29 protein-coding genes are annotated in these 26,384 nt (G+C 66.7%); 10 read left to right on the top strand and 19 right to left on the bottom strand.

All coding sequences use genetic code 11. The features are described 5' to 3' along the window. Positions 1-2: 2 nt before the first annotated feature. The 6 genes from ACTJI4_RS07175 to rsmD form a co-directional block, all read right to left on the bottom strand. A complete protein-coding gene (locus ACTJI4_RS07175) occupies positions 3-890 on the bottom strand; it encodes an MBL fold metallo-hydrolase (RefSeq protein WP_440868896.1) in 888 nt (295 codons plus the stop codon). A 79-nt stretch (positions 891-969) separates the two neighbouring features. Then, the gene (gene ggt, locus ACTJI4_RS07170; protein ID WP_440868895.1) at positions 970-2,715 is read right to left on the bottom strand and encodes a gamma-glutamyltransferase; all 1,746 of its coding nucleotides are present in this window, start codon (positions 2,713-2,715) and stop codon (positions 970-972) included. After that, positions 2,712-2,993, bottom strand: coding sequence for a YfhL family 4Fe-4S dicluster ferredoxin (locus ACTJI4_RS07165; protein WP_068851051.1), 282 nt, complete (start codon positions 2,991-2,993; stop codon positions 2,712-2,714). The genes ggt and ACTJI4_RS07165 overlap by 4 nt, the downstream gene beginning before the upstream one ends. A 127-nt stretch (positions 2,994-3,120) precedes the next feature. Next, positions 3,121-3,612 (bottom strand): hypothetical protein, encoded by a 492-nt coding sequence (locus ACTJI4_RS07160; protein WP_392916635.1) that lies wholly within the window; start codon positions 3,610-3,612, stop codon positions 3,121-3,123. Between the two features lie 45 nt (positions 3,613-3,657). Further along, positions 3,658-4,167 (bottom strand): pantetheine-phosphate adenylyltransferase, encoded by a 510-nt coding sequence (gene coaD, locus ACTJI4_RS07155; protein ID WP_392916632.1) that lies wholly within the window; start codon positions 4,165-4,167, stop codon positions 3,658-3,660. Between the two features lie 7 nt (positions 4,168-4,174). Then, on the bottom strand, positions 4,175-4,780 hold the full coding sequence (rsmD, locus tag ACTJI4_RS07150) for a 16S rRNA (guanine(966)-N(2))-methyltransferase RsmD (RefSeq protein WP_440868894.1): 606 nt from the start codon (positions 4,778-4,780) through the stop codon (positions 4,175-4,177). A gap of 117 nt (positions 4,781-4,897) precedes the next feature. Here rsmD and htpG point away from each other — a divergent pair, with 117 nt between their 5' ends. Beyond that, positions 4,898-6,796 carry a molecular chaperone HtpG gene (gene htpG, locus ACTJI4_RS07145; protein WP_440868893.1) on the top strand — a complete coding sequence of 633 codons (1,899 nt, stop codon included), beginning with the start codon at positions 4,898-4,900 and terminating at the stop codon, positions 6,794-6,796. Between the two features lie 64 nt (positions 6,797-6,860). On the opposite strand, the gene ACTJI4_RS07140 is transcribed toward htpG, so the two are convergent. Further along, positions 6,861-7,160 (bottom strand): hypothetical protein, encoded by a 300-nt coding sequence (locus ACTJI4_RS07140; RefSeq protein ID WP_392916623.1) that lies wholly within the window; start codon positions 7,158-7,160, stop codon positions 6,861-6,863. A gap of 132 nt (positions 7,161-7,292) precedes the next feature. Here ACTJI4_RS07140 and ftsY point away from each other — a divergent pair, with 132 nt between their 5' ends. Genes ftsY through ACTJI4_RS07125 form a run of 3 tightly spaced genes read left to right on the top strand, consistent with a single transcriptional unit; the run spans position 7,293 to position 10,015 of the window. After that, on the top strand, positions 7,293-8,582 hold the full coding sequence (gene ftsY, locus ACTJI4_RS07135) for a signal recognition particle-docking protein FtsY (protein ID WP_392916619.1): 1,290 nt from the start codon (positions 7,293-7,295) through the stop codon (positions 8,580-8,582). A gap of 17 nt (positions 8,583-8,599) precedes the next feature. Further along, on the top strand, positions 8,600-9,742 hold the full coding sequence (mutY, locus tag ACTJI4_RS07130; RefSeq protein ID WP_440868892.1) for an A/G-specific adenine glycosylase: 1,143 nt from the start codon (positions 8,600-8,602) through the stop codon (positions 9,740-9,742). A gap of 3 nt (positions 9,743-9,745) precedes the next feature. Further along, complete coding sequence (locus tag ACTJI4_RS07125; protein WP_392916613.1) at positions 9,746-10,015, top strand: oxidative damage protection protein; 270 nt, start codon at positions 9,746-9,748, stop codon at positions 10,013-10,015. A gap of 155 nt (positions 10,016-10,170) precedes the next feature. Here ACTJI4_RS07125 and ACTJI4_RS07120 read toward each other — a convergent pair whose 3' ends face one another. The 10 genes from ACTJI4_RS07120 to ACTJI4_RS07075 all read right to left on the bottom strand — a co-directional run bounded on the left by ACTJI4_RS07120 (position 10,171) and on the right by ACTJI4_RS07075 (position 17,104). After that, positions 10,171-10,629, bottom strand: coding sequence for a DUF6491 family protein (locus tag ACTJI4_RS07120; protein ID WP_440868891.1), 459 nt, complete (start codon positions 10,627-10,629; stop codon positions 10,171-10,173). A gap of 87 nt (positions 10,630-10,716) precedes the next feature. Continuing rightward, a complete protein-coding gene (gene lolD, locus ACTJI4_RS07115) occupies positions 10,717-11,430 on the bottom strand; it encodes a lipoprotein-releasing ABC transporter ATP-binding protein LolD (protein ID WP_392916607.1) in 714 nt (237 codons plus the stop codon). After that, positions 11,423-12,664, bottom strand: coding sequence for a lipoprotein-releasing ABC transporter permease subunit (locus ACTJI4_RS07110; protein WP_392916604.1), 1,242 nt, complete (start codon positions 12,662-12,664; stop codon positions 11,423-11,425). Before ACTJI4_RS07110 ends, lolD begins: the two co-directional genes overlap by 8 nt. A 34-nt stretch (positions 12,665-12,698) precedes the next feature. Beyond that, positions 12,699-13,115: a hypothetical protein gene (locus ACTJI4_RS07105; protein WP_440868890.1), complete on the bottom strand. Its 417-nt coding sequence runs from the start codon at positions 13,113-13,115 to the stop codon at positions 12,699-12,701. After that, complete coding sequence (locus ACTJI4_RS07100) at positions 13,087-13,335, bottom strand: succinate dehydrogenase assembly factor 2 (RefSeq protein ID WP_440868889.1); 249 nt, start codon at positions 13,333-13,335, stop codon at positions 13,087-13,089. The genes ACTJI4_RS07105 and ACTJI4_RS07100 overlap by 29 nt, the downstream gene beginning before the upstream one ends. A 71-nt stretch (positions 13,336-13,406) precedes the next feature. Then, positions 13,407-14,192 carry a succinate dehydrogenase iron-sulfur subunit gene (locus ACTJI4_RS07095; RefSeq protein ID WP_093534163.1) on the bottom strand — a complete coding sequence of 262 codons (786 nt, stop codon included), beginning with the start codon at positions 14,190-14,192 and terminating at the stop codon, positions 13,407-13,409. An 84-nt stretch (positions 14,193-14,276) separates the two neighbouring features. Further along, positions 14,277-16,067 carry a succinate dehydrogenase flavoprotein subunit gene (gene sdhA / locus ACTJI4_RS07090; RefSeq protein WP_440868888.1) on the bottom strand — a complete coding sequence of 597 codons (1,791 nt, stop codon included), beginning with the start codon at positions 16,065-16,067 and terminating at the stop codon, positions 14,277-14,279. Between the two features lie 30 nt (positions 16,068-16,097). Further along, on the bottom strand, positions 16,098-16,484 hold the full coding sequence (gene sdhD, locus ACTJI4_RS07085) for a succinate dehydrogenase, hydrophobic membrane anchor protein (protein ID WP_440868887.1): 387 nt from the start codon (positions 16,482-16,484) through the stop codon (positions 16,098-16,100). Then, complete coding sequence (sdhC, locus tag ACTJI4_RS07080) at positions 16,481-16,873, bottom strand: succinate dehydrogenase, cytochrome b556 subunit (protein ID WP_145477963.1); 393 nt, start codon at positions 16,871-16,873, stop codon at positions 16,481-16,483. Before sdhC ends, sdhD begins: the two co-directional genes overlap by 4 nt. 57 nt (positions 16,874-16,930) lie before the next feature. Then, positions 16,931-17,104: a DUF1674 domain-containing protein gene (locus tag ACTJI4_RS07075; RefSeq protein ID WP_440868886.1), complete on the bottom strand. Its 174-nt coding sequence runs from the start codon at positions 17,102-17,104 to the stop codon at positions 16,931-16,933. Between the two features lie 39 nt (positions 17,105-17,143). On the opposite strand from ACTJI4_RS07075, the gene ygfZ reads away from it, so the two are divergent. Continuing rightward, on the top strand, positions 17,144-18,007 hold the full coding sequence (ygfZ, locus tag ACTJI4_RS07070; RefSeq protein WP_440868885.1) for a CAF17-like 4Fe-4S cluster assembly/insertion protein YgfZ: 864 nt from the start codon (positions 17,144-17,146) through the stop codon (positions 18,005-18,007). 101 nt (positions 18,008-18,108) lie between these two features. On the opposite strand, the gene ACTJI4_RS07065 is transcribed toward ygfZ, so the two are convergent. Beyond that, entirely contained in the window at positions 18,109-19,203 is a 1,095-nt protein-coding gene (locus ACTJI4_RS07065; protein ID WP_440868884.1) for an ABC transporter ATP-binding protein, read from the bottom strand. 333 nt (positions 19,204-19,536) lie between these two features. Here ACTJI4_RS07065 and zwf point away from each other — a divergent pair, with 333 nt between their 5' ends. The 5 genes from zwf to ACTJI4_RS07040 all read left to right on the top strand — a co-directional run bounded on the left by zwf (position 19,537) and on the right by ACTJI4_RS07040 (position 25,531). Then, on the top strand, positions 19,537-20,976 hold the full coding sequence (gene zwf / locus ACTJI4_RS07060) for a glucose-6-phosphate dehydrogenase (protein WP_440868883.1): 1,440 nt from the start codon (positions 19,537-19,539) through the stop codon (positions 20,974-20,976). After that, the gene (glk, locus tag ACTJI4_RS07055; protein WP_392916571.1) at positions 20,973-21,980 is read left to right on the top strand and encodes a glucokinase; all 1,008 of its coding nucleotides are present in this window, start codon (positions 20,973-20,975) and stop codon (positions 21,978-21,980) included. The genes zwf and glk overlap by 4 nt, the downstream gene beginning before the upstream one ends. After that, positions 21,977-22,699, top strand: a complete 723-nt coding sequence (gene pgl, locus ACTJI4_RS07050) for a 6-phosphogluconolactonase (RefSeq protein ID WP_392916568.1) — start codon at positions 21,977-21,979, stop codon at positions 22,697-22,699. The genes glk and pgl overlap by 4 nt, the downstream gene beginning before the upstream one ends. A gap of 45 nt (positions 22,700-22,744) precedes the next feature. After that, on the top strand, positions 22,745-24,661 hold the full coding sequence (edd, locus tag ACTJI4_RS07045; RefSeq protein WP_440868882.1) for a phosphogluconate dehydratase: 1,917 nt from the start codon (positions 22,745-22,747) through the stop codon (positions 24,659-24,661). Positions 24,662-24,871: 210 nt separating this feature from the next. Beyond that, positions 24,872-25,531: a bifunctional 4-hydroxy-2-oxoglutarate aldolase/2-dehydro-3-deoxy-phosphogluconate aldolase gene (locus ACTJI4_RS07040; RefSeq protein ID WP_440868881.1), complete on the top strand. Its 660-nt coding sequence runs from the start codon at positions 24,872-24,874 to the stop codon at positions 25,529-25,531. 51 nt (positions 25,532-25,582) lie between these two features. On the opposite strand, the gene ACTJI4_RS07035 is transcribed toward ACTJI4_RS07040, so the two are convergent. Beyond that, entirely contained in the window at positions 25,583-26,230 is a 648-nt protein-coding gene (locus ACTJI4_RS07035; RefSeq protein WP_093534153.1) for a response regulator, read from the bottom strand. Between the last annotated feature and the right edge of the window lie 154 nt (positions 26,231-26,384).

The raw sequence follows: 26,384 nt of genomic DNA, 5'->3' as shown, positions 1-26,384 counted from the left end.
TGTCAGGCCAGCGCGCGGGCCTTCAGCTCGCCCTGTTCGTGGGCGGTGCCGAACCGCCCCTTCTCGTCGCGGGTGACCTGGGCCAGCGCGCACTCGGGGTCGTGGGTAAAGAACAGGTGCACGTTGCGCGCCAGTTTGTCTTCGAGGAAGCTGCGCTTCTCGTCGATCAGCAGTTCGGCGTTGCGGTCGTAGCCCATGGTGATGGGTACGTGCACCCATGAGCGCCCGGGAATCAGGTCGGCACAGAACACCACGCCGCCGCGCGGCTGACCTTCTACCTGTTCCGGGCCAATGATTTCGGCCAGCATCAGGCCCGGGGTGTGACCATCGCTGAAACTGAAACGCACGCTGTTGCCCAGCGTGCGCGAATGCGGTCCTTCTACGATCTCCAGCCGCCCACTGTCGCGCAGCAGCTGCGGCAGTTCGGGAATGAAGCTGGCGCGGTCGCGCGGGTGAGGATCCAGCGCGCGTTCCCAGTGTTCGGCACCGACCAGGAAGGTCGCGTTGGGGAACAGCAGTTCCGGCGCGCGGCCTTCGCTCCACGGTGCCAGCAGGCCACCGGCGTGGTCGAAATGCAGATGGCTGAGCACCACCACGTCGATGTCCTCGTGCTCGAAGCCGGCTTCGCGCAGCGATTCGATCAGCACATGGCTGGGTTCCTGCACGCCGTAACGGTCACGCAGCTTCGGTTCGAAGAACGCCCCGATTCCGGTTTCGAACAGCACCGTTTTGCCCGCCAGCGGGCTCGCCAACAACGCGCGGCAGGCCAGTTCGATCCGGTTGAGATCGTCCGGTACCGCCCATTTTTCCCAGACCGCACGCGGCGCATTGCCGAACATCGCGCCGCCATCGAGCTTTTGTGAGTTACCGCGGATGGACCATAGTTTCATCGGTAAATTATCCGGCGGGCCGCGTTAATAATTCGCTATCCGCCGGCATGAAAAACCCCGCCGTGGCGGGGTTTTCGGTTTACCGTGCCGCCGCAGGAGCGACCGCTCCCGAACCGACCGGATTGCGCGGGTCGCTGCCCACGCTGAGCTGGTTGCTGCGGCGGTTCCACTCCACTGTCTGCAGGTTGCCCCACACGTGGCTGGAACCGCGCCCGCCTTCCGCGCTGTCGCCGGGCAGGTCGATCTTGTGGCCCATCGCCTGCAGCTGCTTGATGGTACCCGCATCGAACGCACCGGTTTCGGCCTCGATCACGTCCGGCAGCCACTGGTGGTGGAAGCGCGGCAACGCCGCAACCTGCTGCGCGTCGAGGCCATCGTCGTAGCCCAGCACGCCCAGCAGCACCATGGTGATGATGCGGCTGCCGCCCGGGGTGCCGAGCACCACGACCTTATCGGCCGATTCCATGAAGGTCGGGGTCATCGAGCTGAGCATGCGCTTGCCCGGCTTGGGCGCGTTGGCCGCATAGCCCATCACGCCGAACGCGTTGGGGGTACCCGGCTTGAGCGCAAAGTCGTCCATCTCGTTGTTGAGCAGCACGCCGGTGCCCGACGGAATGAGGCCCGAGCCGTACAGCAGGTTCACGGTCTGGGTGGCGCCCACGCGGTTGCCGTCCTGGTCGATGATCGAGAAGTGGGTGGTCTCGTCATCTTCCAGCGGAGTCGGATTGCCCGACAGCAGGTCGCTGGGGGTGGCCTTTTCCGGGTGGATGGTGGCGCGCAGGCCCTGGGCGTAATCGCGGCTGGTCAGCACCTTCTGCGGAATCTGCACGAAATCCGGATCGCCCAGGAAGAAGGTGCGGTCACGGAACGCGCGGCGCATCGATTCCACCACCAGGTGGGTGCGGTGCGCCGGATCCATCGCCTTCAGGTCCCAGCCTTCCAGGATCTGCAGCATCGAGGCCAGCGCGATGCCGCCGGACGACGGCGGCGAGGCGGTGGTGATCTTCCAGTCGCGGTAGTTGAACACGATCGGTTCGCGCTGCTTGACCCGGTAACCGGCCAGCTCGTCGGCCGTCCACTTGCCACCGGCCTGCTTCACCCCGGCCAGCAGCAGCTTGCCGGTCTGGCCCTTGTAGAAGCCATCGAACCCGCCTGCGGCCAGGCGCTCCAGCGTCTGCGCCAGCTCCGGCTGCCTGAACACATCGCCTTCGGCGATCGGTTTGCCGTTGCGCAGGTACACTTCCCGCGTTCCGGGGTACCGCTCCATCACTTCACGGCGCGAGGCATAGCCCTTGGCCATGCGCGCATACACCGGGAACCCCTCGCGGGCGATGCGGATCGCCGGGGCCAGCGATGCCTGCAGCGGCAGCTTGCCGTGCCTGGCCGACAGCTCCACCAGCGCCGCCGGCAGGCCGGGAATGCCGGCCGACCACGGTCCGTTCACCGACCGGTCGCGGTCCAGCTCGCCCTTCCTGTCCAGGAATGCTTCGGGGGTCGCGGCGGCCGGCGCGGTCTCGCGCGCGTCCAGCATCACGTCCTTGCCGGTCTTCGCATCGTGCAGCAGGAAGAACCCGCCGCCGCCCAGGCCGGAGCTGATCGGCTCGACCACCGCCAAGGTGGACGACACCGCCACTGCGGCGTCGAACGCGTTGCCGCCCTTGGCCAGGATCTCCATCCCCGCTTCGGTGGCCAGGTGATGGCCACTGGCAATGGCGACGCCTTCAGGATGCGCGGCCAGCGTGGCCTGCGGCGCAGGCTCGGCGGCCCATAGGGCCGGTGTCCACAGCAAGAGCAGCAGCAACCAGCGACGGGAGCGGGTGTTCATTCGGGCGCAGACTCCACATAGAGTTCGGGATGATCGCGCTGCAGCCCATGCAGCTTGGCCAGCAGCGCTTCCTGGGTTTCGGGAATGTCCGGATCGGGATCGATGCATTCCACCGGGCAGACGACCACGCACTGCGGTTCGTCGAAATGCCCCACGCATTCTGTGCAGCGTGCAGGGTCGATCACGTAGATGGTTTCACCCATCGAAATGGCCTGGTTGGGACAGGCGGGCTCGCATACGTCGCAGTTGACGCAGAGCTCATTGATTTTCAGCGACATGGCGTTACTCCACGCCAGTGCCGGCAGAGGAAAACCGGCCTGCGCAGCTGCGCGGGCCGGTCAACGGCGGCGTCCACGAAGGACGCCGCCCGGGCCGCGCACCAGTGCGCGGCCGCCATGGCACGGCTTACTTGGCTTCGACGAAGATGTACTCGGCGCCGGTCGGCTGGACGATCGACTGGACGCGGGCGTTGTCGGCCGCCTGGCCGATGAACACCACGCGCACACCCTTCATCGAGTCGGCGGACACGTCCTTGAACACTGCCTGGATCATGTCGGCCATCTTGCCCGAGGCGGACGAGCCGAAGGCCAGCATGTTGCCCGGCTGCACGCCACGGGCGACAGCAGCGGTGGCGCTCTCGACCTGGCGGTCGTACTTGGCCTGGAACTCCGGATCCGATTCCGGGGACAGGTAGTACAGGAACGGGCTGTTGGTGATATTGCCCATGTTCTGCACGGCCACGGCCTGCAGGTACTTCTTCCAGCCCGCATCGTCGTCCTTGGCCGGGGCGACGAGCGCCTGCTGGGCCTCGGCGACCGGTGCGGCTTCTTCCTTCTTGCAGGCGGTGAAGGCCAGCGCGAACGACGCGATCAACATGGCACGCATGGTGTTGTTCATGGAGTCTCCCTCTTGGTGATGCTTGGTATGTGTGGGTCTGGGGGTTTACGTTGGGCCCGGCTTCGCTTCGCGGACCTTGCGCAGCGCCTCGAGCACCGAGGCCGGCACGAAGCCGGACACGTCGCCGCCAAGACGGGCGATCTCGCGGACCAGCGAGGACGAAATGAAGCTGTGCTGCTCGGCCGGGGTCAGGAACAACGTCTCGACCTCCGGAATCAGGTGGCGGTTCATGCTGGCCATCTGGAATTCGTATTCGAAATCGGAGACCGCGCGCAGCCCGCGCAGCAGCACCCCACCTTGTTCGGAGCGCACGAAATGCGCCAGCAGGGTGTCGAAACCGCGCACTTCCACGTTGCGGTGGTGGGCCAGCGCATCGCGCGCCAGCGACACCCGCAGCTCCAGCGGCAGCGAAGGCCCCTTGGACGGGCTCTGCGCCACGCCGACCACCAGCTTCTCGAACAACGGCGCGGCCCGGTTCACCAGATCGATGTGACCGTTGGTGATCGGATCGAAGGTGCCCGGGTATACGGCGATGCGGCGGTTGGCTGCGGTCATGCGGAAGCTACGCGTTCTGATCTGGTGAAAGTGTAGCAGTGGCGCGCCTGTACAGGGCAAAGCGGACCTCCCGCGTGGCTCCTTCGCGGTGCAGCAGCCATCCCGGGGGCAGGCGCAGCGTCCGGCCGGCCGGGGACTCCAGGTACAGCCAGGCATCGGCGGCCAGGTGCGGCCCCAGCCCGGCCAGCACGGCCTCCCACAGCCCATCGGCGAACGGCGGGTCAATGAAGGCAATGTCGGCCAGGGCCGACGGGCGCTGGCCCAGCCAGTGCAGTGCATCGCCCTGCACCACCTCGATCTGGCCCTGGGCGCCCAGCCTGGCCACCGACTCGCGCAGCTGGCGGGCCAGCGCGGCATCGCGCTCCACCAGCGTGGCCTGTGCGGCCCCGCGCGACACCGCCTCCAGCCCCAGCGCACCGCTGCCGGCGAACAGGTCCAGCACCCGGGCTCCGCCCAGGCGCGGCATCAACCAGTTGAACAGGGTCTCCCGGACCCGGTCGCTGCTGGGCCGCAGGCCGGGCGCCAGCGGCACCGGCAGCTTGGTATTGCGCCATTTACCGCCAATGATGCGGACCTGGCCGACGGAGTGGGATGCGGGCGGGCGTGAATTCATCCGCCAAGAATACCGTGACCCCATTGAAACGCTGCCATCTTGAAATCGGGACAATCCGTCCCTACCCCTTGTGCAGCCGCCGCGCCGGGCGCGGCACCGTCCAAGGAGCACTCCACGATGACCGAGCAGACCCACAAAGAAACCCTGGGCTTCCAGACCGAAGTGAAGCAGCTGCTGCAGCTGATGATCCACTCGCTGTACTCCAACAAGGAAATCTTCCTTCGCGAGCTCATCTCCAACGCCGCCGATGCCTCGGACAAACTGCGCTTCGAAGCGCTGACCCAGCCGGGCCTGCTCGAAAGCGGCGGTGAGCTGCGCATCCAGGTCAGCGTCGACCCGCAGGCGCGCACCGTGACCATCGACGACAACGGCATCGGCATGAGCCGTGACGAGGCCATTGCCCACCTGGGCACCATCGCCAAGTCCGGCACCGGCGACTTCCTGCGCCAGCTCTCCGGCGACCAGAAGAAGGATTCGCAGCTCATCGGCCAGTTCGGCGTTGGCTTCTACAGCGCGTTCATCGTGGCCGACCAGGTCGATGTCTACTCCCGCCGGGCCGGCCTGCCGGCCAGCGAGGGCGTGCACTGGTCCTCGCGCGGCGAGGGCGAGTTCGACGTCGAGAGCATCGACAAGCCCGAGCGCGGTACGCGCATCGTGCTGCACCTGAAGGACGACCAGCAGGACTTTGCCGACGCCTGGCGCCTGCGCGGCATCATCAAGAAGTACTCGGACCACATCGGCCTGCCGATCCAGATGGTCAAGGAACACCACGGCGATGACGCCCCGGCCGAGCTCGAATGGGAAACCGTCAACCGCGCCAGCGCGCTGTGGACCCGCCCGCGCACCGAGATCAGCGACGCCGAGTACCAGGAGTTCTACAAGCACGCCGCGCACGACCACCAGGATCCGCTGGCATGGAGCCACAACAAGGTCGAGGGCAAGCTCGAGTACACCTCGCTGCTGTACGTGCCCGGCCACGCGCCGTTCGACCTCTACCACCGCGACGCGCCCAAGGGCCTGAAGCTGTATGTGCAGCGCGTGTTCGTGATGGACCAGGCCGAGCAGTTCCTGCCGCTGTACCTGCGTTTCATCAAGGGCGTGGTCGATTCCAACGATCTGTCGCTGAATGTGTCGCGCGAAATCCTGCAGTCCGGCCCGGTCATCGATTCGATGAAGTCGGCGCTGACCAAGCGTTCGCTGGACATGCTGGAAAAGCTGGCCGCCGACAAGCCCGAGGTGTATGCCGGGTTCTGGAAGCAGTTTGGCCAGGTGCTGAAGGAAGGCCCCGCCGAAGACTTCAACAACCGCGAGAAGATCGCCGGTCTGCTGCGCTTCGCCTCGACCCATGACGCCAGCGGCGAGCAGAGCGTTTCGCTGGCTGATTACATCGGCCGCATGATCGAAGGGCAGGACAAGATCTACTTCCTGACCGGCGACAGCCACACCCAGGTCAAGGACAGCCCGCACCTGGAGGTGTTCCGCAAGAAGGGAATCGAAGTACTGCTGCTCACCGACCGCATCGACGAATGGCTGATGGGCTACCTGACCGGGTTCGACGGCAAGTCGTTCGTGGACGTCGCCCGTGGCGACCTCGACCTTGGCGCGCTGGAAACCGCCGAGGACAAGCAGGCGCAGGAAGAAGCGGCGAAGGACAAGCAGGGCCTGGTCGAGCGGCTCAAGGGTGCGCTGGGCGACGACGTGGCCGATGTCCGCGTGTCGCATCGCCTGACCGATTCACCGGCCATCCTGGCCATCGGCGAACAGGACCTGGGCCTGCAGATGCGCCAGATCCTGGAAGCCAGTGGCCAGAAGGTGCCCGACAGCAAGCCGGTGTTCGAATTCAACCCGGGCCACCCGCTGATCGGCAAGCTGGACCAGGAAGCCGATGCGGACCGCTTCGGCGATCTGAGCCGGGTGCTGTTCGACCAGGCCGCGCTGGCGGCGGGCGATACGTTGAAGGACCCGGCGGCCTACGTGCGCCGGCTCAACAAGCTGTTGCTGGAGTTGTCGGCCTGATGATGCGCGCCCACCAACGGTGGGCAGCTTCCGGCAGCGCGCCACCCCCGGTGGCGCGTCGCCGTCAGGCGCGCTCGTCCAGCAGCGCGCCCAGCATGTCGTCAGCCCTCCGGATCAAGGTCGCGTTGGCCTTGAACGCCAGCACCTCGCTGCGAGCCGCCAACAGATCTGCCATGGGCGCGGTGGGATCCTGATCCGTCGTCGCCACGCTGGCCTGCACGCCCCCTTCCACCGTGCTGCTGCGCCACACCTGCAGCCGCTGCGCGTCGGGGGTGGACAGGTTGGCGATGTTGTGCGCCGCGGCCTGTACGCCCTGCTGGGCCGCGCGCAGGCCGCTGCCGGCAATGGCCGGAATGGTGCTCATGGTGACCCGCCCTGAGCCGTAAAAGCACGGCCCTCCACCGTCGTTAACGGCCGCCCCGGCGCAGCCTTGAATGCACGCGGGCCCGACAGGCCCGGGTGATAACATATCCCCCTGATTTCAGCGCCGAATCCCATGCTCAGCTTCTTCCGTCGCAAAAAGCCCCAGGACGCTCCGCAGGACGCGCCCAAGACCCAGCACTACTCGGCTGAAGAACTGGCCGCCGCGTTCCCGTCGGCCGCGCCTGTCGATGAACCGGTCGCCCCGGCCATCGAACCGGCCCACGCTCCGGCGGAACCGGTCACCCCGGATGCAACCGCGGTAGCGCCGGCCGTTGCCCGGCAGCCTGCGCCCGCCGATCTTCCGGCCCCCGCGCTGCCCGTTGAAGCGCCGCCCGCCCCGATCCACGCTGCTGCCCCGGTCGTGGTCGCTACCGAAATCGTGCAGGAAGCCGCGCAACCGCTGGCCTCACCCGCAGCCACGGACGACGCCGCCCCGGCCGCGCCGGGCAAGACCGGCTGGCGCGACCGCCTGCGCAACAGCGTGATCGCGCGCAGCTTCGGCGGCCTGTTCTCGCGCAACCCCAAGCTCGATGACGACCTGCTGGATGAGCTTGAAACCGCACTGATCACCGCCGATGTCGGCGTGGGTGCCACCACCGCGCTGGTGGACGGCCTGCGCAAGCGCATGAAGGCGCGCGAATTCGCCGATGCCAACGCGCTGCTCAAGGCACTGCGCGCCGACCTGATCGCGATCCTGCAGCCGGTCGCGCGCCCGCTGGTGATCGACCGCAGCGCAAGACCCTTCGTGATCCTTACCGTTGGCGTCAACGGCGTCGGCAAGACCACCACCATCGGCAAGCTGGCCAAGCGTTTCAAGGACGACGGCCACAGCCTGATGCTGGCCGCCGGCGATACCTTCCGCGCCGCTGCCGTGGCACAGCTGCAGGCGTGGGGCGAGCGCAATGGCGTGGCCGTGGTGGCGCAGGGCCAGAATGCCGATGCCGCATCGGTGGCATTCGATGCGCTGCAGGCCGGCAAGGCGCGCGGCACCGAAGTGCTGATCGCCGACACCGCTGGCCGCCTGCATACGCAGGGCGGGCTGATGAACGAGCTGGGCAAGATCCGCCGCGTGCTGGGCAAGATTGATGAAAACGCGCCACACGAGGTGCTGATGGTCATTGATGGCACTACCGGCCAGAACGCGCTGTCGCAGCTGCGCCAGTTCCATGCCGCAGTCAACGTCACCGGCCTGGTGGTGACCAAGCTCGATGGCACCGCCAAGGGCGGCGTGGTGTTCGCGCTCGCGCGCGAGTTCGGCATTCCAATCCGCTTCGCCGGCATCGGCGAGCGTCCGGAAGACCTGCGCGTGTTTGATCCGGAAGCGTTCGTGGACGCGTTGCTGCCGGAAGCGCTGGGCGGCTGAGCACGCCCGCACGCCCCATGCCGCGCCCGCCTGCCGCCAGCGAAACGCCAGCCATCGGGGATGCCTTCGTGAGGCGGCTGCTGCCGTGGTTCGACCGCAATGGCCGGCATGATCTCCCCTGGCAGCACCCGCGCACGCCGTACCGGGTGTGGTTGTCGGAAATCATGCTGCAGCAGACCCAGGTCGCCACGGTCATTCCGTACTTCCTGAAGTTCCTGTCCGTGTTTCCCAGCCTGCCGGCCCTGGCCGCCGCCAGCAACGATGCGGTGATGGCACAGTGGGCGGGCCTGGGCTACTACGCCCGCGCACGCAACCTGCATGCCGCCGCGCAGCAATGCGTGGCGCTGCACGGAGGCGAACTGCCGCGCGACATCGACGCACTGCATGCACTGCCCGGCGTCGGCCGCAGCACCGCCGGCGCGATCCTCAGCCAAGCGTGGAACGACCGCTTCGCGATCCTGGACGGCAACGTCAAGCGCGTGCTCACCCGTTACCACGGTATCGAAGGCTTCCCTGGCCTGCCCGCAGTGGAAAAGGTCCTGTGGGCACTGGCCCAGGTGCATGTGGAACACGTACCGGCCGGTCGCCTTGCTGATTACACGCAGGCACAGATGGACCTGGGCGCCACGGTCTGCACCCGCAACCGACCCGCCTGCGTGATCTGCCCGCTGCAGGAAGACTGCGTGGCGCGCCGCGAAGGTCGCAGTGGGCAGCTGCCCACGCCGAAGCCGGGCAAGGTCCTGCCCGAACGCGAGGCGGTGGCGCTGCTGCTGCGCGATGCACAGGGCCGGGTGCTGCTCCAGAAGCGGCCGGACACCGGCATCTGGGCGCAGCTGTGGACGCTGCCGCAGGCCGAGAGCGGCAGCGCGCTGCAGGACTGGTTCGATGCACATGTGCTCGGTTCGCTGGATGATGCCGAGGAGCTGCCAGTGTTGCAGCACACCTTCAGCCACTATCGCCTGCACCTGCAGATCCTGTCGCGCCGGGTGGATGGGTTGCGCAGTGACGATCCTGGCCTGCGCTGGGTACCGGTGCAGGAGCTGCCCAGCCTGGGCCTGCCTGCACCGATCCGCAGACTGCTGGAAAGCGGCAGTGTTCCGCGCGTCCCCGCCACACGCCGTAAACTACGTGCTGCAATGACTTCGAAGAACACCGAGTAGCCCATGGCCCGCACCGTTTTCTGCCAGTACGAACAACGCGACACCGAAGGACTGGATTTCGTGCCCTATCCCGGAGCGCTGGGCAAACGCATTTTCGACGGCATCGGCAAGACTGCCTGGGCGGCCTGGCTGGCGCACCAGACGATGTTGATCAACGAGAACCGGCTGTCGCCGCGCGATCCGAAGCATCGCGCGTTCCTGGAAGACGAGCTGGTCAAGTTCCTCTTCAGCGGTGGCGCCGAGAAACCGGCCGGGTTCGTGCCGGAAGCCTGATCGCGGCTGCAGGCTGCGATCAGGCGGTCGCGCACGCGAAAAACGGCAGGAGCCGTTCTCAACGTCGCGAAGCGACGGCCCCGAGGGTGCCCGCCAGGACGACGGGCATACCGTTGGTCGTGCGACCAATGTGTCGACCAACGGTCGACACCTACCTACTGCTCGGGCGACGTTTGCCCTGCTTCGCGTTCCTGCAGCTGCGCCTGGCGCATTTCCTGCTCCGAGGATCGCAGCGCCTTGACGTCCAGGGGGCGGATCGAGCTGATGAAGCACGGTACGCTCGGGCCACGGTTGGGGTCGCGGACCAGCACCCGGTCGAAGCGCGACGACACCTGCCCGGTCTGACTGGTCAGCCCGATCGCGGTGGCGTAGCTGAGGCCGTAGCACGGGCCACGCAGTTCAATCAGATAGGCTTCGCTGGGGCGGGTCCACACCGCCAGGGCGCTGTCACCCAGTTCCGTCCAGCCATTGAGCGAGCCGAAGTAGCGCATCGACGGTTGCGGCGGACCGGCGTGGGCGCGGTACAACTCCAGGCGTTCGGCGCCGGTCAGGCGGCCGGTGGCACACCCGGCCAGCGTCAAGCCCATTGCAACGATGGCGACAAGCGTCTTCATGGCACCTCCGCGGTGGGACAACAAGGCCATCATGCACCGGCGGCTGCCCGCCCGCAGGCCCGGGCGGGCGGCTGTTCAGCTGGCAGCTCAGACCTCGGCGTGGGCCAGGGCGTGCAGCCGGCCTTCGCGCAGTTCCAGCACGCGGTCCAGCTTCCGCGCCAGGCTGCGGTCGTGGGTCACCAGCACCAGGCTGGTGTGGTGGGCGCGGTTGAGGTCCAGCATCAGCTCGAACACGGTTGCGGCGGTCTTGTCGTCCAGGTTGCCGGTCGGTTCGTCGCCCAGCACGCAGGCCGGGCGGTTGACCAGCGCGCGGGCCACGGCGGCACGCTGGCGCTCGCCACCGGACAGCTCGCCCGGCTTGTGCTCCAGGCGGTGCCCGAGGCCAACCGATTCCAGCAGTCCTTTCGCGCGTGATCGGGCATCGGCTACTTCCTCGCCGCCCAGCAGCACCGGCATCATCACGTTTTCCAGCGCGGTGAATTCGGGCAGCAGGTGGTGGAACTGGTACACGAAGCCCAATGCGCGGTTGCGCAGCCGCCCGCGCTGGCCATCTGACAGCGCCGACATCTGGTGGCCGGCCACGAACACTTCACCGGCGGTGGGTGTGTCCAGCCCGCCCAGCAGGTGCAGCAGCGTGCTCTTGCCGGCGCCGGAGGCACCGATGATCGCCACGGTCTCGCCGGCGGCCACACTCAGGTCCAGGCCGTTGAACACCGGGGTCTGCATGCGGCCTTCCGCATAGGTCTTGGCCAGTCCCTGCGCACGAATCACTTCGTCGCCGCGGTTGATCGGCTCATTCATAGCGCAGGGCCTCCGCCGGCTGGGTGCGGGCAGCGCGCCACGCGGGGTACAGGGTGGCCAGGAAGCTCATGACCAGTGCGACGACGGTGATGATCACGATGTCCGGGGTCTGCATGTCGGTTGGCAGGCCGGTGATGTAGTACACGTCCTCCGGCAGCAGCTTGACGTTGAACAGCGTCTCGATCGCACCCAGGATGCGTTCCAGGTTCAGGGTCAGGGTGATGCCGCCCACCACGCCGAGCACCGTGCCGAAAATGCCGATCAGCGAGCCCTGCACCATGAACACCTGCATCACCCCGCCCGGGGTCAGGCCCAGGGTGCGCAGGATCGCGATGTCGGCCTGCTTGTCGGTAACCAGCATCACCTGCGAAGAAACGAGGTTGAACGCGCCCATGGCGATGATCAGCGAGAGCAGGATGCCCATCACCACTTTTTCCATGCGCAGCGAGTGGTACAGGTTGGCATTCTGCTGGGTCCAGTCGCTGACCCGGTAGCCGCCCTTGAGGTTGTGCGCCAGGTCCACGCCCACATCCAGCGCCTTGTCCATGTCGTGCAGTTTCAGGCGCACGCCGGTAACCCCGTCCATGCGCAGCACACGCTCCAGGTCGGCCATGTTGGCGTAGGCGACGCCGCGGTCGATTTCGTTGTAGCCGGCCTCGAAGATGCCGCTGACCGTAAAGCGCTTCAATCGGGGCATCGCGCCCATCGGGGTGCCCTGCACTTCCGCCAGGGTCACCAGCACGGTGTCGCCGACGTCCACGCCCAGCCAGATCGCCAGTTCCTGGCCGACCAGCAGGTTGTAGCTGCCTTCCTTCAGGCTGTCGAAGCTGCCCTTCTTCAACTTGGTATTGATCACCGACACCGCCGGCTCCAGCGCCGGATCGATGCCCTGCACGATCGCGCCCTGCACCCGGGCGCCGCTGAGCATGGCCTGGATCTCGATGTACGGCGCGGCACCGGCCACGCGCGGATCCTTGCGGGCCACCTCGACCGCATGCTGCCAGTTGGCCATGGGCGCGCCGTCGGCGGTGATGGTGGTGTGCGCGGTCATCTGCAGCAGGCGGTCGCGGATTTCCTTCTGGAAACCGCTCATCACGGCCAGTGTCGTGATCAGCACGGCCACGCCCAGGGCAATGCCCAGGATCGAGGCCATGGAGATGAAGGAGATGAAGCCGTTGCGGCGCTTGGCCCGCAGGTAACGCAGGCCGATGGCTACTGGTATGGGTTTGAACATGCAGGTACGCCGGACAATTCAGCCTATGGTGCCATCACGGAGGTGAACACGGAATGGAACGCCCCCGGATTGCCAGTCGCAGTTCACGTCGCCGCGTTGGCGGCAGGGTATCGGGCCAGAACAGGCGGGCATGATAGCGGCCATTGCAGCGCCAGCTGAGCTGCAGCAGTGGGCCGCGGTCCTGCAGGGCCAGGGCGTCCACGGCCAGGCCATCAACCTGGGCCGGGGCGTCGCCGGCAGGGATCACGAAGGTGAGTGGCCGACGACGGGCATGGCGCCAGCCCTGCACGGCCGTCGCTGCCGCGGCCGCCAGGCCCAGCGGCCACTGCGCGGCGGTCGGCAGCGCGCTGGCCGTGGCGACCCACGGCATCAGCAGGGCAAACAGGATGTGCGCGGCAACCTGCCAGCGCGAGGGGCGCCACTCAAGCCGGCAGGGCGCGGATCCGGGCAATGAGATCGGTGAGCTCGGCATCCGGACATACCTCGTAACCCATGAACCAGCGCCACAACTTATCGTCCTCGCAGTCGAGCAGGCGCAGGAAAACCTCGCGCTCGTCGGTCAGTGCAGTACCCCATTGGCGGTCGAGGTAACGCTCGAACAGCTGGTCCAGTTCGCGCATGCCGCGGCGGCAGCGCCAGCGGAGCTTCTTGAGGAGGATGGCTTCGTCCATTTCGGGTTCCCACATAAGGCAAAGCCACGCAGGGCGTGGCTTTGCCGGTTTCGATCATTTCCGTGAGGAAATCAGGCGCGGCGCGCCATCATCAGCTTCTTGATCTCGGCGATCGCCAGCGCCGGGTTCAGGCCCTTCGGGCAGGTGCGGGCGCAGTTCATGATGGTGTGGCAGCGGTACAGCTTGAACGGGTCTTCCAGGTCGTCCAGGCGCGCACCGGTGTCTTCGTCGCGCGAGTCGACGATCCAGCGGTAGGCCTGCAGCAGGATCGCCGGGCCCAGGTAACGCTCGCCGTTCCACCAGTAGCTCGGGCAGCTGGTCGAGCAGCACGCGCACAGGATGCACTCGTACAGGCCATCGAGCTTCTTGCGGTCTTCCGGCGACTGCAGCCGCTCACGGTCCGGCGGCGGCGGGGTCTGGGTGCGGATCCACGGCTTGATCGAGGCGTACTGCGCGTAGAAGTGGGTCAGGTCCGGTACCAGGTCCTTGATCACGCTCATGTGCGGCAGCGGGTAGATCGGCACCTCGGCCTTGCCGCAGTCGGCAATGGCGCGGGTGCAGGCCAGCGTGTTGGTGCCGTCGATGTTCATCGCGCACGAACCGCAGATGCCCTCGCGGCACGAACGACGGAAGGTCAGGGTCGGGTCGATCTCGTTCTTGATCTTGATCAGCGCGTCCAGGACCATCGGGCCGCACGCGTCCAGATCGATTTCGTACGTATCGGTCCGCGGGTTGCTGTCGTCGTCGGGACTCCAGCGGTAGATCTTGAAGGTACGGGTGTTCTTCGCACCGCTCTTGGCGGGGAAGTGCTTGCCCTTTCCGATCTTGGAATTCTTTGGGAGGGAAAACTCGGCCATGGCTGTTCTCGTTGGCTCAGGCGGCTCGCGCTGCAATGCAGGCGCGGCTGGCTCGGAAGGTGAGGAAGTCGATCCGCATGGCGCTTAGTAGACGCGCGGCTTGGGCGGGACCACGTCCACGTCCTTGCTCAGCGTGTACATGTGCACCGGGCGGTAATCGAAGCTGCACTTGCCGTTGTCGTCGACAGTGACCAGCGTGTGCTTCTGCCAGTTCACGTCGTCGCGGTCCGGGAAGTCCTCGTGTGCATGTGCGCCACGGCTTTCCTTGCGCTGTTCGGCCGAGTTGATCGTCGCCACCGCGTTGAGCAGCAGGTTGTTCAGCTCGTAGGTTTCGATCAGGTCCGAGTTCCAGACCAGCGAACGGTCCGACACCTTGACGTCCTGGAAGGAGTCGAAGATCTCCGACATCTTGGCGCAGCCCTCTTCCAGCGTCTTGCTGGTACGGAACACCGCCGCATCGTTCTGCATGGTGCGCTGCATGCGGTCGCGGATGACCGAGGTCGGGGTGTCGCCGTTGGCGTAACGCAGCTTGTCCAGCAGGCCCAGCGCCTTGTCGCACGCATCCGACGCCAGGGTCTTGTGCGGCTGGCCCGGCTTGATGGTCTCGGCGCAGCGGTTGGCCACCGCACGCCCGAACACGACCAGGTCGAGCAGCGAGTTGGAGCCCAGGCGGTTGGCGCCGTGCACCGATACGCAGGCCGCTTCGCCGATGGCGTACAGGCCCGGTACCACCGCATCCGGGTCGTCACCGACCTTGCGCACCACTTCACCATGGTAGTTGGTCGGGATGCCGCCCATGTTGTAGTGCACGGTCGGGATGACCGGGATCGGCTGCTTGTGCACGTCCACGCCGGCGAAGATGCGGGCGCTTTCGGCAATGCCCGGCAGCTTGTCGTCGATCACGCCCGGGCCGAGGTGGGTCAGGTCGAGCAGGATGTGGTCCTTGTGCTCGCCAACGCCGCGGCCTTCGCGGATTTCGATGGTCATCGAACGCGACACCACGTCGCGCGAGGCCAGGTCCTTGTAATGCGGTGCGTAGCGCTCCATGAAGCGCTCGCCGTTGCTGTTGCGCAGGATGCCGCCTTCGCCACGCACGCCTTCGGTGATCAGGCAGCCTGCACCGTAGATGCCGGTGGGATGGAACTGCACGAACTCCATGTCCTGCATCGGCAGGCCGGCACGCATGACCAGACCGCCGCCGTCGCCGGTGCAGGTATGGGCCGAGGTGGCGCTGAAATAGGCGCGGCCGTAGCCGCCGGTGGCCAGCACCACGCCATGGGCGCGGAACAGGTGCAGCGAGCCGTCGGCCATGTCCAGCGCGAGCACGCCGCGGCAGACGCCTTCCTCGTCGAAGATCAGGTCGAGCGCGAAGTACTCGATCATGAAGCGCGCGTTGTGCGCCAGCGACTGCTGGTACAGCGTGTGCAGCATGGCGTGGCCGGTACGGTCGGCGGCCGCGCAGGTGCGCTGCGCGGACGGGCCTTCGCCGTACTTGGTGGTCATGCCGCCGAACGGGCGCTGGTAGATCTTGCCGTCTTCGGTACGGCTGAACGGCACACCGTAGTGTTCCAGTTCGATGATGGCCGGAATCGCTTCGCGGCACATGTATTCGATGGCGTCCTGGTCGCCCAGCCAGTCCGAGCCCTTGATGGTGTCGAAGAAGTGGTAACGCCAGTCGTCTTCACCCATGTTGCCCAGCGCGGCGGAAATACCGCCCTGCGCGGCCACGGTGTGCGAACGGGTCGGGAAGACCTTGGTCAGGCAGACCGTCTGCAGGCCCTTGGCGGCCAGGCCGAACGTGGCACGCAGACCGGCGCCGCCGGCGCCCACCACGACCATGTCGTACTTGTGTTCCGTAATCTTGTAAGCGGACATCTACTCTGGATTCCTGTCTTGGTGCCTGACTCAGGCAACGCCGAGCGCAATGCGGGCGACCGCAAAAACACTGACGATCGCGCCCAGCACGGCAATGAACTTCACCGTGGTCTGCAGCGCCAGGGCCAGCAACGAATTATGGACGTAGTCTTCCAGCACGACCTGCAGGCCGATCTGGGCGTGCCAGAACATGGCCACCAGGAAGCCCACCAGCAGCACCGCGTTCCACGGCTTGGACACCGCGTCGGCGGCGGTCACGTAATCGGCGTTGACCAGGCTCAGCACGAAGATGAGGAACCAGATGGTCAGCGGGACCAGCGCGGTGGCGGTCAGGCGCTGCAGCACGAAGTGCTCGGTGCCGGTCTTGGCCGCGCCGAGGCCGCGCACGTTCTTCAGCGGGGTACGGAACTTGTTCATGCGGCGGCTCCGAGGAAGACGTAGGCCCAGACCAGCGCGGTGATCACCAGGCTGGCGATGACCGACATCCAGCTGCTGCGGACGAAGGCCGGGATGCTGAAGCCAATCGCGAAGTCCTGCACGATATGGCGGATGCCATTGCACAGGTGGTAGGCGAAGGACCAGGTCCATGCGAACAGGAACAGCTTTCCGTACCAGCTGCCGGCATGGCCGGTGAAGCAGTTCCAGGATTCGGGACCCATCATCAGGGCGAGCAGGCCGCCAGCGATGATCAGGGCTCCAACAGACAGAAAGATGCCGGTGGCTCGATGCAGGATCGAGGTGGCCATCTGGATCTGCCAGCGATACACCTGAAGGTGCGGGGAAAGGGGACGTTCTCTGGCGGCCATTCGCTGGGCTCGTTGTCTCGGCTGGGCGGCACAATTGCCGCGTTGGCTCAATGCTGATCAGAAATCGATGCAGCGTCCGTTTTTCTCCCAATCGCCATACCGCACCGGATCCAGTCCGCCGCGGCCACCGATCTCCACAGGCACCTCCGGCGTATCGGCGAGCGGCTGCTCCTCCGGTACCAGCGGGGCTTCAGGATCGATATCGGGAGTGGGGGTTGTTTGGCCTATCATGGGTGGTCTCGCAACGCACAAATTTTAGACCCCGTTCACGTGCCTGACAACCTGCCCCTCGATTTCAGTGGTTTTCCGCGCCTTTCCGGTCACGCGCTGCTCAGCCTGCGCGGGGCGGACGCGGCGGCCTTCGCCCATGCCCAGTTCGCCAGTGATGTGACCACCCTGCCCGTGCGGCACTGGCAGTGGAGCGCCTGGCTGAGCGCCAAGGGCCGCACCCTTGCTGTGTTTCAGCTGTTGAAGCTGGACCAGGAGCACGTTCTGCTGGTGCTGGCTGACGGTGATGCCGATGCGATTGCGTCGCAGTTACAGCGGTTCGTATTCCGCCGCAAGGTCAAGATCGAGGTGCGCACCGAGCTGGCGGTGGCCGGCAGCTTCAGCGCGCCGGAAGCGGCGTCTGGCGCAGCGATTGCGCAGGAGGGCGATGCGCTGGAGCTGGATGTGGGCAGCGATGCGTTGCCACGCACCCTGAAGATTGCACCCGCCGATGCGGATCCGCCGCCGGCCGATGCCGCGTTCGAACTGGCCTGGCGCCAGTCGGACCTGCGCTATGGCCTGCCGCGCCTGGCCGCCGACCAGCGCGAACAGTGGACCCCGCAGCAGCTGGGCCTGGATCGGTTGAACGGGTACAGCGTCAAGAAGGGCTGCTATCCGGGTCAGGAAATCGTGGCGCGCACCCATTTCCTGGGTAAGGCCAAGCGTGCCCTGCAGCTCCTGCGCGTGGCCGAGGGCACTGCCAGCGGCGCCAAGGTCGAGCAGAACGGCGCGGCCGTTGGCACCGTGGCCAGCGTGGCCGGCGACCTGGCGCTGGCGGTGTTGCCGCTGGAGATGGCCGAGGGGGCGTTGAGCGCTGGCGGCGCGGACGCCCACGGCGTGCCGCTGCTGGAAGGACTGGCACGTTGAGCGCGATCACGACCCACGGTCGTGATCTACCCCCGGACATGTTCGTTGGCCTGGATCACGACCAACGGTCGTGATCTACCGCGCGGACGTGACCTGATCCATCACAGGTCGTGGTTCAACCGCTCGCCGGTGTCCGCATCGAAGAAGTGCAGTCCCTGCGGCTGGATCGCCACGCGGATCGTGTCACCTGCTGCCGGCAATGCCTGCGGCGCCACGCGCATCACCAGCGCCTGGTTGCCGTGGGTCATGTTGACGAAGATCTCGTTGCCGACCGGTTCGATGCCATCGATGATGGCCTCGAACGCGGTCGCATCACCCGCCGCGGCCGGCTGCAGATGCTCCGGGCGGACGCCTACCGCCAGCGTGCGGCCGATCCAGGTCGGATCAACCGCCGCCTCACCCAGCGGCGCGCGCAGTGCCGCCTCGCTGATCACCACCCCACCCTCGCCGCGCTGCAGCGTACCGCGCAGCACGTTCATTGCCGGGCTGCCCAGGAAACCGGCCACGAACAGATTGGCCGGGCGGTCGTACAGCGCCATCGGCGTGTCGATCTGCTGGATCACCCCGTCCTTGAGCACCACGATGCGCTGGCCCAGGGTCATCGCTTCGACCTGGTCATGGGTGACGTAGATCATCGTCGTGCCCAGCTTGCGGTGCAGCTGCGCGATTTCGGTGCGCACGCTGTGGCGCAGCTTGGCATCCAGGTTCGACAGCGGCTCATCCAGCAGGAACACCGCCGGCTCGCGCACCAGTGCACGGCCCAGCGCCACGCGCTGGCGCTGGCCGCCGGACATCGCCTTGGGCAACTTGTCGAGCATGTCGGTCAGGCCCAGGGTCTGCGCTGCCTCGTTGACCCGCCTGGCAATCGTCGCCTTGTCGTGGCCGCGCAGCTTCAGGCCAAAGGCCAGGTTTTCGGCCACGGTCATGTGCGGGTAAAGCGCATAGCTCTGGAACACCATGGCAATGTCGCGATCCTTGGGCGCCACGTCATTGACCACGCGGTCGCCGATGCTCAGGGTGCCGCCGCTGATTTCCTCCAGACCGGCGACCATGCGCAGCAGGGTCGACTTTCCGCACCCCGACGGCCCCACCAGGACCATCAACTCCCCATCGGCCACTTCGAAGGTCGCGCCCTGGACGGCCACCTGACCGTTGTCATAGACCTTGCGAACGCCCTGCAACTGCACTTTTGCCATATCACCCATTCCAGTCCGCCCGCTGCCGGGCTGTTGATGCGGAACTGCCTTCGGCCCTCCCGATGGCAGGTCGATGGCGTGGTGCCGCATGACGGCGACCACTGCAATCGAATACAGTCTGCTCATTCTGCCATGTAAACGTTTTCACGTGGCAGTATCCAGTGATCGGTCATGACCGCGTCGCCGTGAGGACGTGACATGCCCCATGATGGGCGGGCCCGCACCTGTTCATGTTGCAGCTGCAACGACCGGACACCGCGGCCAGCTTTGACCCCCGAGAACATAGACGAGAAGCGATTGACAACGATGTCACCCGGATCTGAAACTCGAGCGATGCACGATACCCTTTTCCTGTTCGGCGCCACCGGCGACCTCGCCCAGCGCTATCTGTTCCCTTCGTTGCTGCGCCTGCTCGGCGATGGCCTGCTGCCGGAGGACTTCAAGGTCCGCGCACTGGCACTGTCCCCGCATGACACCGACGCGTTCCGCCAGATCCTCCGCCCGCGCCTGCAGCAGGCGATGCCGGCGGCAAGCCTGGACGACATCCAATCGCTGCTGGAACGCATCGACTACCGCTCGGTGGACCTGCGCGATCCGCAGTCGGTGGCCGACTCGGTCAGCGATCTGGTCAACCGGCGCTGCGTGAGCTATCTGGCCATTCCACCGGGCCTGTACATCTCCACCTGCGAGGGCCTGGCACTGGGTGGCGCACTGGCCGCGCCGGCGCGCCTGATGCTGGAAAAGCCGATCGGCAGCGACAGCGACAGCGCAGAACAGATCCTGAGCACCATCGGCCAATGGATCGACGAAGACCGCGTGTTCCGCCTGGATCACTACCTGGGCAAGGCCGCGGTGCAGAACCTGATTGCCCTGCGCTTCGGCAACACGCTGCTGGAGGCGGTGTGGAACCGCAACTACATCGAATCGGTGCACATCCTGGTCGCCGAAAGCGAAGGCGTGGATGGCCGCGATGCCTACTACGCACGGTCGGGCGCACTGCGCGACATGGTCCAGAGCCACATCCTGCAGCTGCTGTGCCTGGTGGCGATGGAACCGCCGGCGTCGCTGGAGGCCGACCGCATCCGCGATGAAAAGGTCAAAGTGCTGCGTGCGCTGCGTCCGCTGGATGCCAAGCACGCCGCGCGCGACAGCGTGCGTGGCCGCTACACCGCCGGCACCATCAATGGCCAACCCGCCCAGGCCTACCAGCCACCGGAAGGCAGCGACGTGGAAACCTTCGCCGGCGTCACCGCGCATATCGACAACTGGCGCTGGTCCGGGGTGCCGTTCCACCTGGTCACCGGCAAGCGCTTGGCCGAGCGCACCACCCGCGTGGTGGTCACCCTCAAGCCGGTCACGCATTGGCTGTTCGAACGTCCCGACCGCGCCAATGCCACACCCAACCGCATCACCTTCCAGCTGCAGCCCCAGGAGAACATCGAGCTGGGACTGATGAGCAGCCTGGCGGGGCCGGAATGGGGTGCGCTGGAGCTGCACCCGCTGGAACTGGAGCTGTCGGTGCCGACCGGCCTGCACCGGCGCATTGCCTACGAACGCCTGTTCCTGGATGCCTTCAACGGCAACCATGCGTTGTTCGTGCGCGACGACGAAGTGCGCGCCGCCTGGGCCTGGATCGACAGCGTCAGCGATGCGTGGAAGGAAGCGCAGCTGCCGCTGCAGCCTTACCCGGCCGGCGAATGGGGTCCGGAACAGGCGTTCGGCTTCCTGCCGGCCGACGTCGACGCCGAAGCCAACCGCAAGGATCGCGCATGACGGTGTCGACCCAACCGGCGCTGGTGGCCGATATCGGCGGCACCAACGCCCGCTTTGCGCTGGCCGATACCGGCCTGGCCGCGCCGCTGCTCAAGGACAGCATCCGTGAGTTCGTGGTGGCCGACTTTCCGTCGCTGGGCGATGCCGCGCGGCATTATCTGGAGCAGATCGGTGCCGAGGCCCGCCGCGGCGTGTTCGCGGTGGCCGGTCGCGTCGATGGCGACGAGGCACGCATCACCAATCATCCGTGGGTGATCTCCCGCCTGCGCACCGCGCACATGCTCGGCTTCGACGACCTGCACCTGATCAATGACTTCGCTGCGCAGGCGATGGCGATCTCGCTGCTGCAGCCGCAGGACGTGGTCCAGGTGGGGGGCGCGGCGTGGGTGCCAGGCCAGCCCGGCCAGCCGCGCAACTACGCGGTGATCGGCCCGGGCACCGGGCTGGGCGTGGGCGGGCTGATCCTGCGCCACGGCCGCTGCTATCCGCTGGAAACCGAAGGTGGCCACGTCAGCTTCCCGCCCGGTACGCCGGAGGAGATCCGGATCCTGGAGATCCTGTCCGAGCAGTTCGGTCGGGTCTCCAACGAACGCCTGATCTGCGGCCCGGGGCTGGTCAACATCCATCGCGCGGTGTGCGAGATGGCTAACGTCGATCCGGGCCAGCTGCAGCCGGTGGACGTCACCGCACGCGCCCTGCACGGCGACCCGCAGGCGATGCGCACCGTGGATCTGTTCTGCGCGGTGTTCGGCGCCATCGCCGGCGACCTGGTGCTGATCCAGGGCGCATGGGACGGCGTGTTCCTGACCGGCGGGCTGGTGCCGAAGATGCTCGATTCGCTGCAGCATTCCGGTTTCCGCCAGCGCTTCGAGCACAAGGGCCGGTTCTCGTCGATCATGGCCCGTGTCCCGTCGCTCGCGGTGATGCACCCGCACGCGGGCCTGCTGGGGGCGGCTGCCTACGCGGCCGACCTCGAACGCGATCTGCCAGGAGGCGCTGCATGAATCCGCTTGATGAATCCAACCGCTTCACCCTGATCCGCCACACCGATGCCGATGCGTGGATCGAGACGATCGCGGCCGAGATGGCGCAGATCCTCAACCATGATATCGGCGCTGCGGGCCGGGCCCGGATGCTGCTGTCCGGCGGCACCACGCCGGCGCCGGTGTACCAGGCGCTTGCCGAACTGGACGTGCAGTGGGACCGGGTTGAAGTCAGCCTGGTGGACGAGCGCTGGCTGTCACCGCAGGACCGCGACAGCAATGCCTGGCTGGTCCGGCAGAGTCTGCTGAACCGCGCCGAGGGCGCACACTTCGATCCGCTGGTACGGATTGGCAAGCCACTGCCCGAATGCGTCTATACCGCCAACCTGCAGGCGAAGCATACCGAGGCACCCTCGCTGGCCGTATTTGGCATGGGCAATGACGGACATACGGCCTCGTTGTTCCCCGGCTCCAAGGACCTGGCCCGCGCGCTGGAAAGCACCCTGCCCTACGCAGCGCTGGACGCCACCGGTTGCCCGGGGTCGAACCAATGGCCGCTGCGCATCACCCTGACGCCGCACGGCATGCGCCAGTGTCGCCAGCGGCTGTTGCTGCTGCGTGGCAAGCAGAAGCTGGAAGTGCTCAAACAGGCACTGGAAAGCAACAACGCAGCGCTGTATCCCATTCTCAACGCGATCGATCTCGATGGTCCCAAGCTGCGCATCCACTGGTGCGACTGATTCGATGGTCCGTCATTCCGTTCGCCTTCTCATAGCTGGTAGCCAATGAGCCTGCACCCCAAACTCCAAGCCATCACCGAGCGCATCGTCCAGCGCAGTGCCGCCTCGCGCGCCGCGTACCTGGCGGGCATCGACGCCGCGCTGCGCGACGGTCCGTTCCGTTCGCGCCTGAGCTGCGGCAACCTGGCCCACGGCTTCGCAGCCTGTGGCCCGACCGACAAGAACCGCCTGCGCGGCGGGGTCACGCCGAACCTGGGCATCATCACCGCGTACAACGACATGCTGTCGGCGCACCAGCCGTTCGAGCACTACCCTGAAATCCTGCGCGAGACGGCGCGTTCGGTAGGGGCCACGGCGCAGGTTGCCGGCGGCGTGCCGGCGATGTGCGACGGGGTCACGCAGGGCCGCGGCGGCATGGAGCTGTCGCTGTTCTCGCGCGATGTCATTGCGCAGTCAACGGCGATCGGGTTGAGCCATGACATGTTCGACAGCACGGTCTACCTGGGCGTGTGCGACAAGATCGTGCCGGGGCTGCTGATCGGCGCGCTGGCGTTCGGCCACCTGCCGGCGATCTTCCTGCCGGCCGGGCCAATGACGCCGGGTATCCCGAACAAGCAGAAGGCAGAGGTGCGCGAGCGCTATGCGGCGGGCCTGGCCACGCGCGAGGAGCTGCTGGAAGCGGAAGCGGCGTCGTACCACGGAGCGGGCACGTGCACGTTCTACGGCACGGCCAATTCGAACCAGACGTTGCTGGAAGCGATGGGCGTGCAGCTTCCAGGCGCGTCGTTCGTGAATCCGGATACGCCGCTGCGCGATGCATTGACGCGGCATGCCGCGGTGCGTGCGCTGGAGATCAGTGCGCTGGGCGATGATTTCCGACCGCTCGGTCGATTGATCGATGAGCGCGCGATCGTCAACGCGGTGGTCACGTTGATGGCCACGGGCGGTTCGACCAACCATACGATCCACTGGATCGCCGTGGCGCGGGCGGCGGGCATCGTACTGACCTGGGACGACATGGACCAGCTGTCGCAGCTGGTGCCTCTGCTGGCCCGGGTGTACCCGAACGGCGAGGCGGACGTGAACCGCTTTGCGGCGGCCGGCGGAACGGCGTTCGTGTTCCGCGAGCTGATGGACGCAGGGCTGATGCACGCGGACCTGGTGACCGTGGCCGAAGGTGGCATGCGCCAGTACACGCAGGATCCGGCGCTCCGCGACGGCGCACTGACGTGGATCGACGGCATTGCAGAGAGCGCGGACCGGGATGTGGTGCGCGGGGTCGCCGAACCCTTCGAAAGCCAGGGCGGGCTGCGGCTGCTGCGCGGCAACCTGGGCCGTTCGCTGATCAAGCTGTCGGCGGTGAAGCCGCAGTACCGGATGATCGAGGCACCAGCAGTGGTGGTGGATGCGCCGCAGGTGCTGAACAAGCTGCATGCGGCGGGGCTGCTGCCGCAGGATTTCGTGGCGGTGGTGCGTTACCAGGGGCCGCGGGCGAACGGGATGCCCGAGCTGCATTCGCTGGCGCCGCTGCTGGGCCTGCTGCAGAACCAGGGCCGGCGGGTGGCGCTGGTGACGGACGGTCGTCTGTCGGGCGCGTCGGGCAAGTTCCCGGCGGCGATCCACATGACGCCGGAAGCCTCGCGCGGTGGTCCGCTGGGACGGGTGCGCGAGGGCGACATCATCCGGCTGGATGGCGAGGCGGGCACGCTGGAGGTGCTGGTGGACGCGGCCGAATGGGCAGCGCGCGAGCAGGCGCCCAACACGGCACCGGCGGCGCACGATCTGGGCCGCAACCTGTTCGCGATGAACCGCCGTCTGGTGGGTCCGGCTGACCAGGGCGCGATCTCTATTTCGTGCGGCCCGGCGGCTGACGACGGCGATATGTGGAATTACGACGCGGAGTATGAGCTCGGGAACGATGCTGCTGCTGCGCTTGCACCTCATGAGGAGAAGGACGCCTGACGGGTTTCCGCGTAAAGCGGCGGTTGGGTCTGCGTGGGTGAGGCAGCGACGGAGGTCCCCTACGGGACACGCCGTGAACCCATCCATGGGGGCTCGTAGAAAACATCCATGTTTTCTACGGTCCCTACGGGGACCCCCGCCGCTGCCTCACGACACATTGCGGCGCCTCTTTGGCGTCGGCGAATTTGGTATCAACAGGAAGAAATATTCATGGGCATTGCCGAACAGCAGAAACGCGCTGAAACCCTGCTGCTTGCAGCAGGCATCCTGCCGGTGGTTACCGTGCACACGCTTGACCAGGCGCGCGCGGTCAGCGCGGCGTTGCTGGAAGGTGGGCTACCGGCGATCGAGCTGACGCTGCGTACGCCGGTTGCGATGGAGGCGCTGGGCATGCTCAAGCGCGAGCTGCCGGATGTGGTGGTGGGTGCGGGCACGGTGCTCACGGTTGAGCAGATGCAGCAGGCCATTGATGCGGGCGCGGATTTCCTGGTGACGCCGGGCACGCCGGCGTTCATGGCCGATGCGCTGGCGCAGGCGCCGTTGCCGGTGGTGCCGGGTGCGGCGTCGCCGACGGAGCTGCTGGCGCTGTATGCGCGCGGTTTCCGGGTCTGCAAGCTGTTCCCGGCCTCGGCAGTGGGCGGGCTGGCGATGATCAAGGGCCTGGCCGGTCCGATTCCGGACCTGAAGCTGTGCCCGACCGGCGGCATCACGGAAACCACGGCGGCCGAGTACCTGGAGCAGAAGAACGTGGTCTGCATCGGCGGTTCGTGGATGGTGCCGGGCAACTGGATCGAGAACGGCGAATGGGACAAGGTCCGCGAAAGCGCGGCGCAGGCCGCGAAGATCGTCGCCCGGGTCCGCTCGCGCTGAACGAAAAAGGCCCGGGAATTCCCGGGCCTTTTTTTGGAGCGCGAGGCGGACTTACATCGGCCTTGACGGGTCCACCAGGCCGTACTGGCTGGCCATGCGCGCCAGCGCGATATTGTCGTGGATGCCCATCTTCTCGAACAGGCGCGCCTTGTGCGTATTGACGGTCTTGGCGCTCAGGCTCAGGCGCTTGGCGATGTCTTCCTGGCGCAGGCCCTGGGTCAGCAGCAACGCCACTTCCAGTTCACGCGGGGACAGGCTGTCGAAGGGCGACTGGCTGCCTTCGACATTCGACAGCGCCAGGTTCTGGGCGATGCTGCTGCCAAGGTAACGCCGGCCGAGCGCTGCGTCGCGTACGGCGCGCAGCAGCTCCTGGGCATCGCAGGCCTTGCCGATGTAGCCGGAGGCACCGGCTTCGAGCAGGCGCTTGGGCATCGGGCCGTCTTCAAGAACGGAGACGATCACCACGCGGGTGCCGTGGTCGCCGCGGACCACGCGCTCGGTGACTTCCATTCCGCTCACGCCGGGCAGGTGCAGATCACACAGCACCACGTCCGGGCGCAGCTGGCGGATCGCAGGCAGCGCGTCTTCGCCGGATTCGGCTTCCCCCACCACTTCAATGTCCGTCTCGTTGGACAGGATCATCTTCATGCCGGTTCGCACCAGCGCATGGTCGTCCACCAGATACACTCGAATCGTCATCCCACGCACCCTCGTCCAAACGCTGCAAACCGGGGCCAGCCTAGCGACGGGGTCCGGCGATAACAAGGAAGCGTGTTCCCCATCAGCGCGTTCTGATGCCCGCGTCACATCCGTGCCGGGCTGCCCCTGCCTCACGCCTATCACCCCAGGCCGT

The organism is Stenotrophomonas sp. 22385 (genome assembly GCF_052045085.1).
Classification (GTDB): domain Bacteria; phylum Pseudomonadota; class Gammaproteobacteria; order Xanthomonadales; family Xanthomonadaceae; genus Stenotrophomonas.
Note: the sequence above shows the minus strand (reverse complement) of the source record. Positions and strands in the feature narration are given on the sequence as shown.

Bases quoted from the DNA above. Each gene is read 5' to 3' on its own strand.
- ACTJI4_RS07175 (WP_440868896.1), bottom strand. From the start codon at position 890: ATGAAACTATGGTCCATCCGCGGTAACTCACAAAAGCTCGATGGCGGC.
- ggt (WP_440868895.1), bottom strand. From the start codon at position 2,715: ATGAACACCCGCTCCCGTCGCTGGTTGCTGCTGCTCTTGCTGTGGACA.
- ACTJI4_RS07165 (WP_068851051.1), bottom strand. From the start codon at position 2,993: ATGTCGCTGAAAATCAATGAGCTCTGCGTCAACTGCGACGTATGCGAG.
- ACTJI4_RS07160 (WP_392916635.1), bottom strand. From the start codon at position 3,612: ATGAACAACACCATGCGTGCCATGTTGATCGCGTCGTTCGCGCTGGCC.
- coaD (WP_392916632.1), bottom strand. From the start codon at position 4,167: ATGACCGCAGCCAACCGCCGCATCGCCGTATACCCGGGCACCTTCGAT.
- rsmD (WP_440868894.1), bottom strand. From the start codon at position 4,780: ATGAATTCACGCCCGCCCGCATCCCACTCCGTCGGCCAGGTCCGCATC.
- htpG (WP_440868893.1), top strand. From the start codon at position 4,898: ATGACCGAGCAGACCCACAAAGAAACCCTGGGCTTCCAGACCGAAGTG.
- ACTJI4_RS07140 (WP_392916623.1), bottom strand. From the start codon at position 7,160: ATGAGCACCATTCCGGCCATTGCCGGCAGCGGCCTGCGCGCGGCCCAG.
- ftsY (WP_392916619.1), top strand. From the start codon at position 7,293: ATGCTCAGCTTCTTCCGTCGCAAAAAGCCCCAGGACGCTCCGCAGGAC.
- mutY (WP_440868892.1), top strand. From the start codon at position 8,600: ATGCCGCGCCCGCCTGCCGCCAGCGAAACGCCAGCCATCGGGGATGCC.
- ACTJI4_RS07125 (WP_392916613.1), top strand. From the start codon at position 9,746: ATGGCCCGCACCGTTTTCTGCCAGTACGAACAACGCGACACCGAAGGA.
- ACTJI4_RS07120 (WP_440868891.1), bottom strand. From the start codon at position 10,629: ATGAAGACGCTTGTCGCCATCGTTGCAATGGGCTTGACGCTGGCCGGG.
- lolD (WP_392916607.1), bottom strand. From the start codon at position 11,430: ATGAATGAGCCGATCAACCGCGGCGACGAAGTGATTCGTGCGCAGGGA.
- ACTJI4_RS07110 (WP_392916604.1), bottom strand. From the start codon at position 12,664: ATGTTCAAACCCATACCAGTAGCCATCGGCCTGCGTTACCTGCGGGCC.
- ACTJI4_RS07100 (WP_440868889.1), bottom strand. From the start codon at position 13,335: ATGGACGAAGCCATCCTCCTCAAGAAGCTCCGCTGGCGCTGCCGCCGC.
- ACTJI4_RS07095 (WP_093534163.1), bottom strand. From the start codon at position 14,192: ATGGCCGAGTTTTCCCTCCCAAAGAATTCCAAGATCGGAAAGGGCAAG.
- sdhA (WP_440868888.1), bottom strand. From the start codon at position 16,067: ATGTCCGCTTACAAGATTACGGAACACAAGTACGACATGGTCGTGGTG.
- sdhD (WP_440868887.1), bottom strand. From the start codon at position 16,484: ATGAACAAGTTCCGTACCCCGCTGAAGAACGTGCGCGGCCTCGGCGCG.
- sdhC (WP_145477963.1), bottom strand. From the start codon at position 16,873: ATGGCCGCCAGAGAACGTCCCCTTTCCCCGCACCTTCAGGTGTATCGC.
- ACTJI4_RS07075 (WP_440868886.1), bottom strand. From the start codon at position 17,104: ATGATAGGCCAAACAACCCCCACTCCCGATATCGATCCTGAAGCCCCG.
- ACTJI4_RS07065 (WP_440868884.1), bottom strand. From the start codon at position 19,203: ATGGCAAAAGTGCAGTTGCAGGGCGTTCGCAAGGTCTATGACAACGGT.
- zwf (WP_440868883.1), top strand. From the start codon at position 19,537: ATGCACGATACCCTTTTCCTGTTCGGCGCCACCGGCGACCTCGCCCAG.
- glk (WP_392916571.1), top strand. From the start codon at position 20,973: ATGACGGTGTCGACCCAACCGGCGCTGGTGGCCGATATCGGCGGCACC.
- pgl (WP_392916568.1), top strand. From the start codon at position 21,977: ATGAATCCGCTTGATGAATCCAACCGCTTCACCCTGATCCGCCACACC.
- edd (WP_440868882.1), top strand. From the start codon at position 22,745: ATGAGCCTGCACCCCAAACTCCAAGCCATCACCGAGCGCATCGTCCAG.
- ACTJI4_RS07040 (WP_440868881.1), top strand. From the start codon at position 24,872: ATGGGCATTGCCGAACAGCAGAAACGCGCTGAAACCCTGCTGCTTGCA.
- ACTJI4_RS07035 (WP_093534153.1), bottom strand. From the start codon at position 26,230: ATGACGATTCGAGTGTATCTGGTGGACGACCATGCGCTGGTGCGAACC.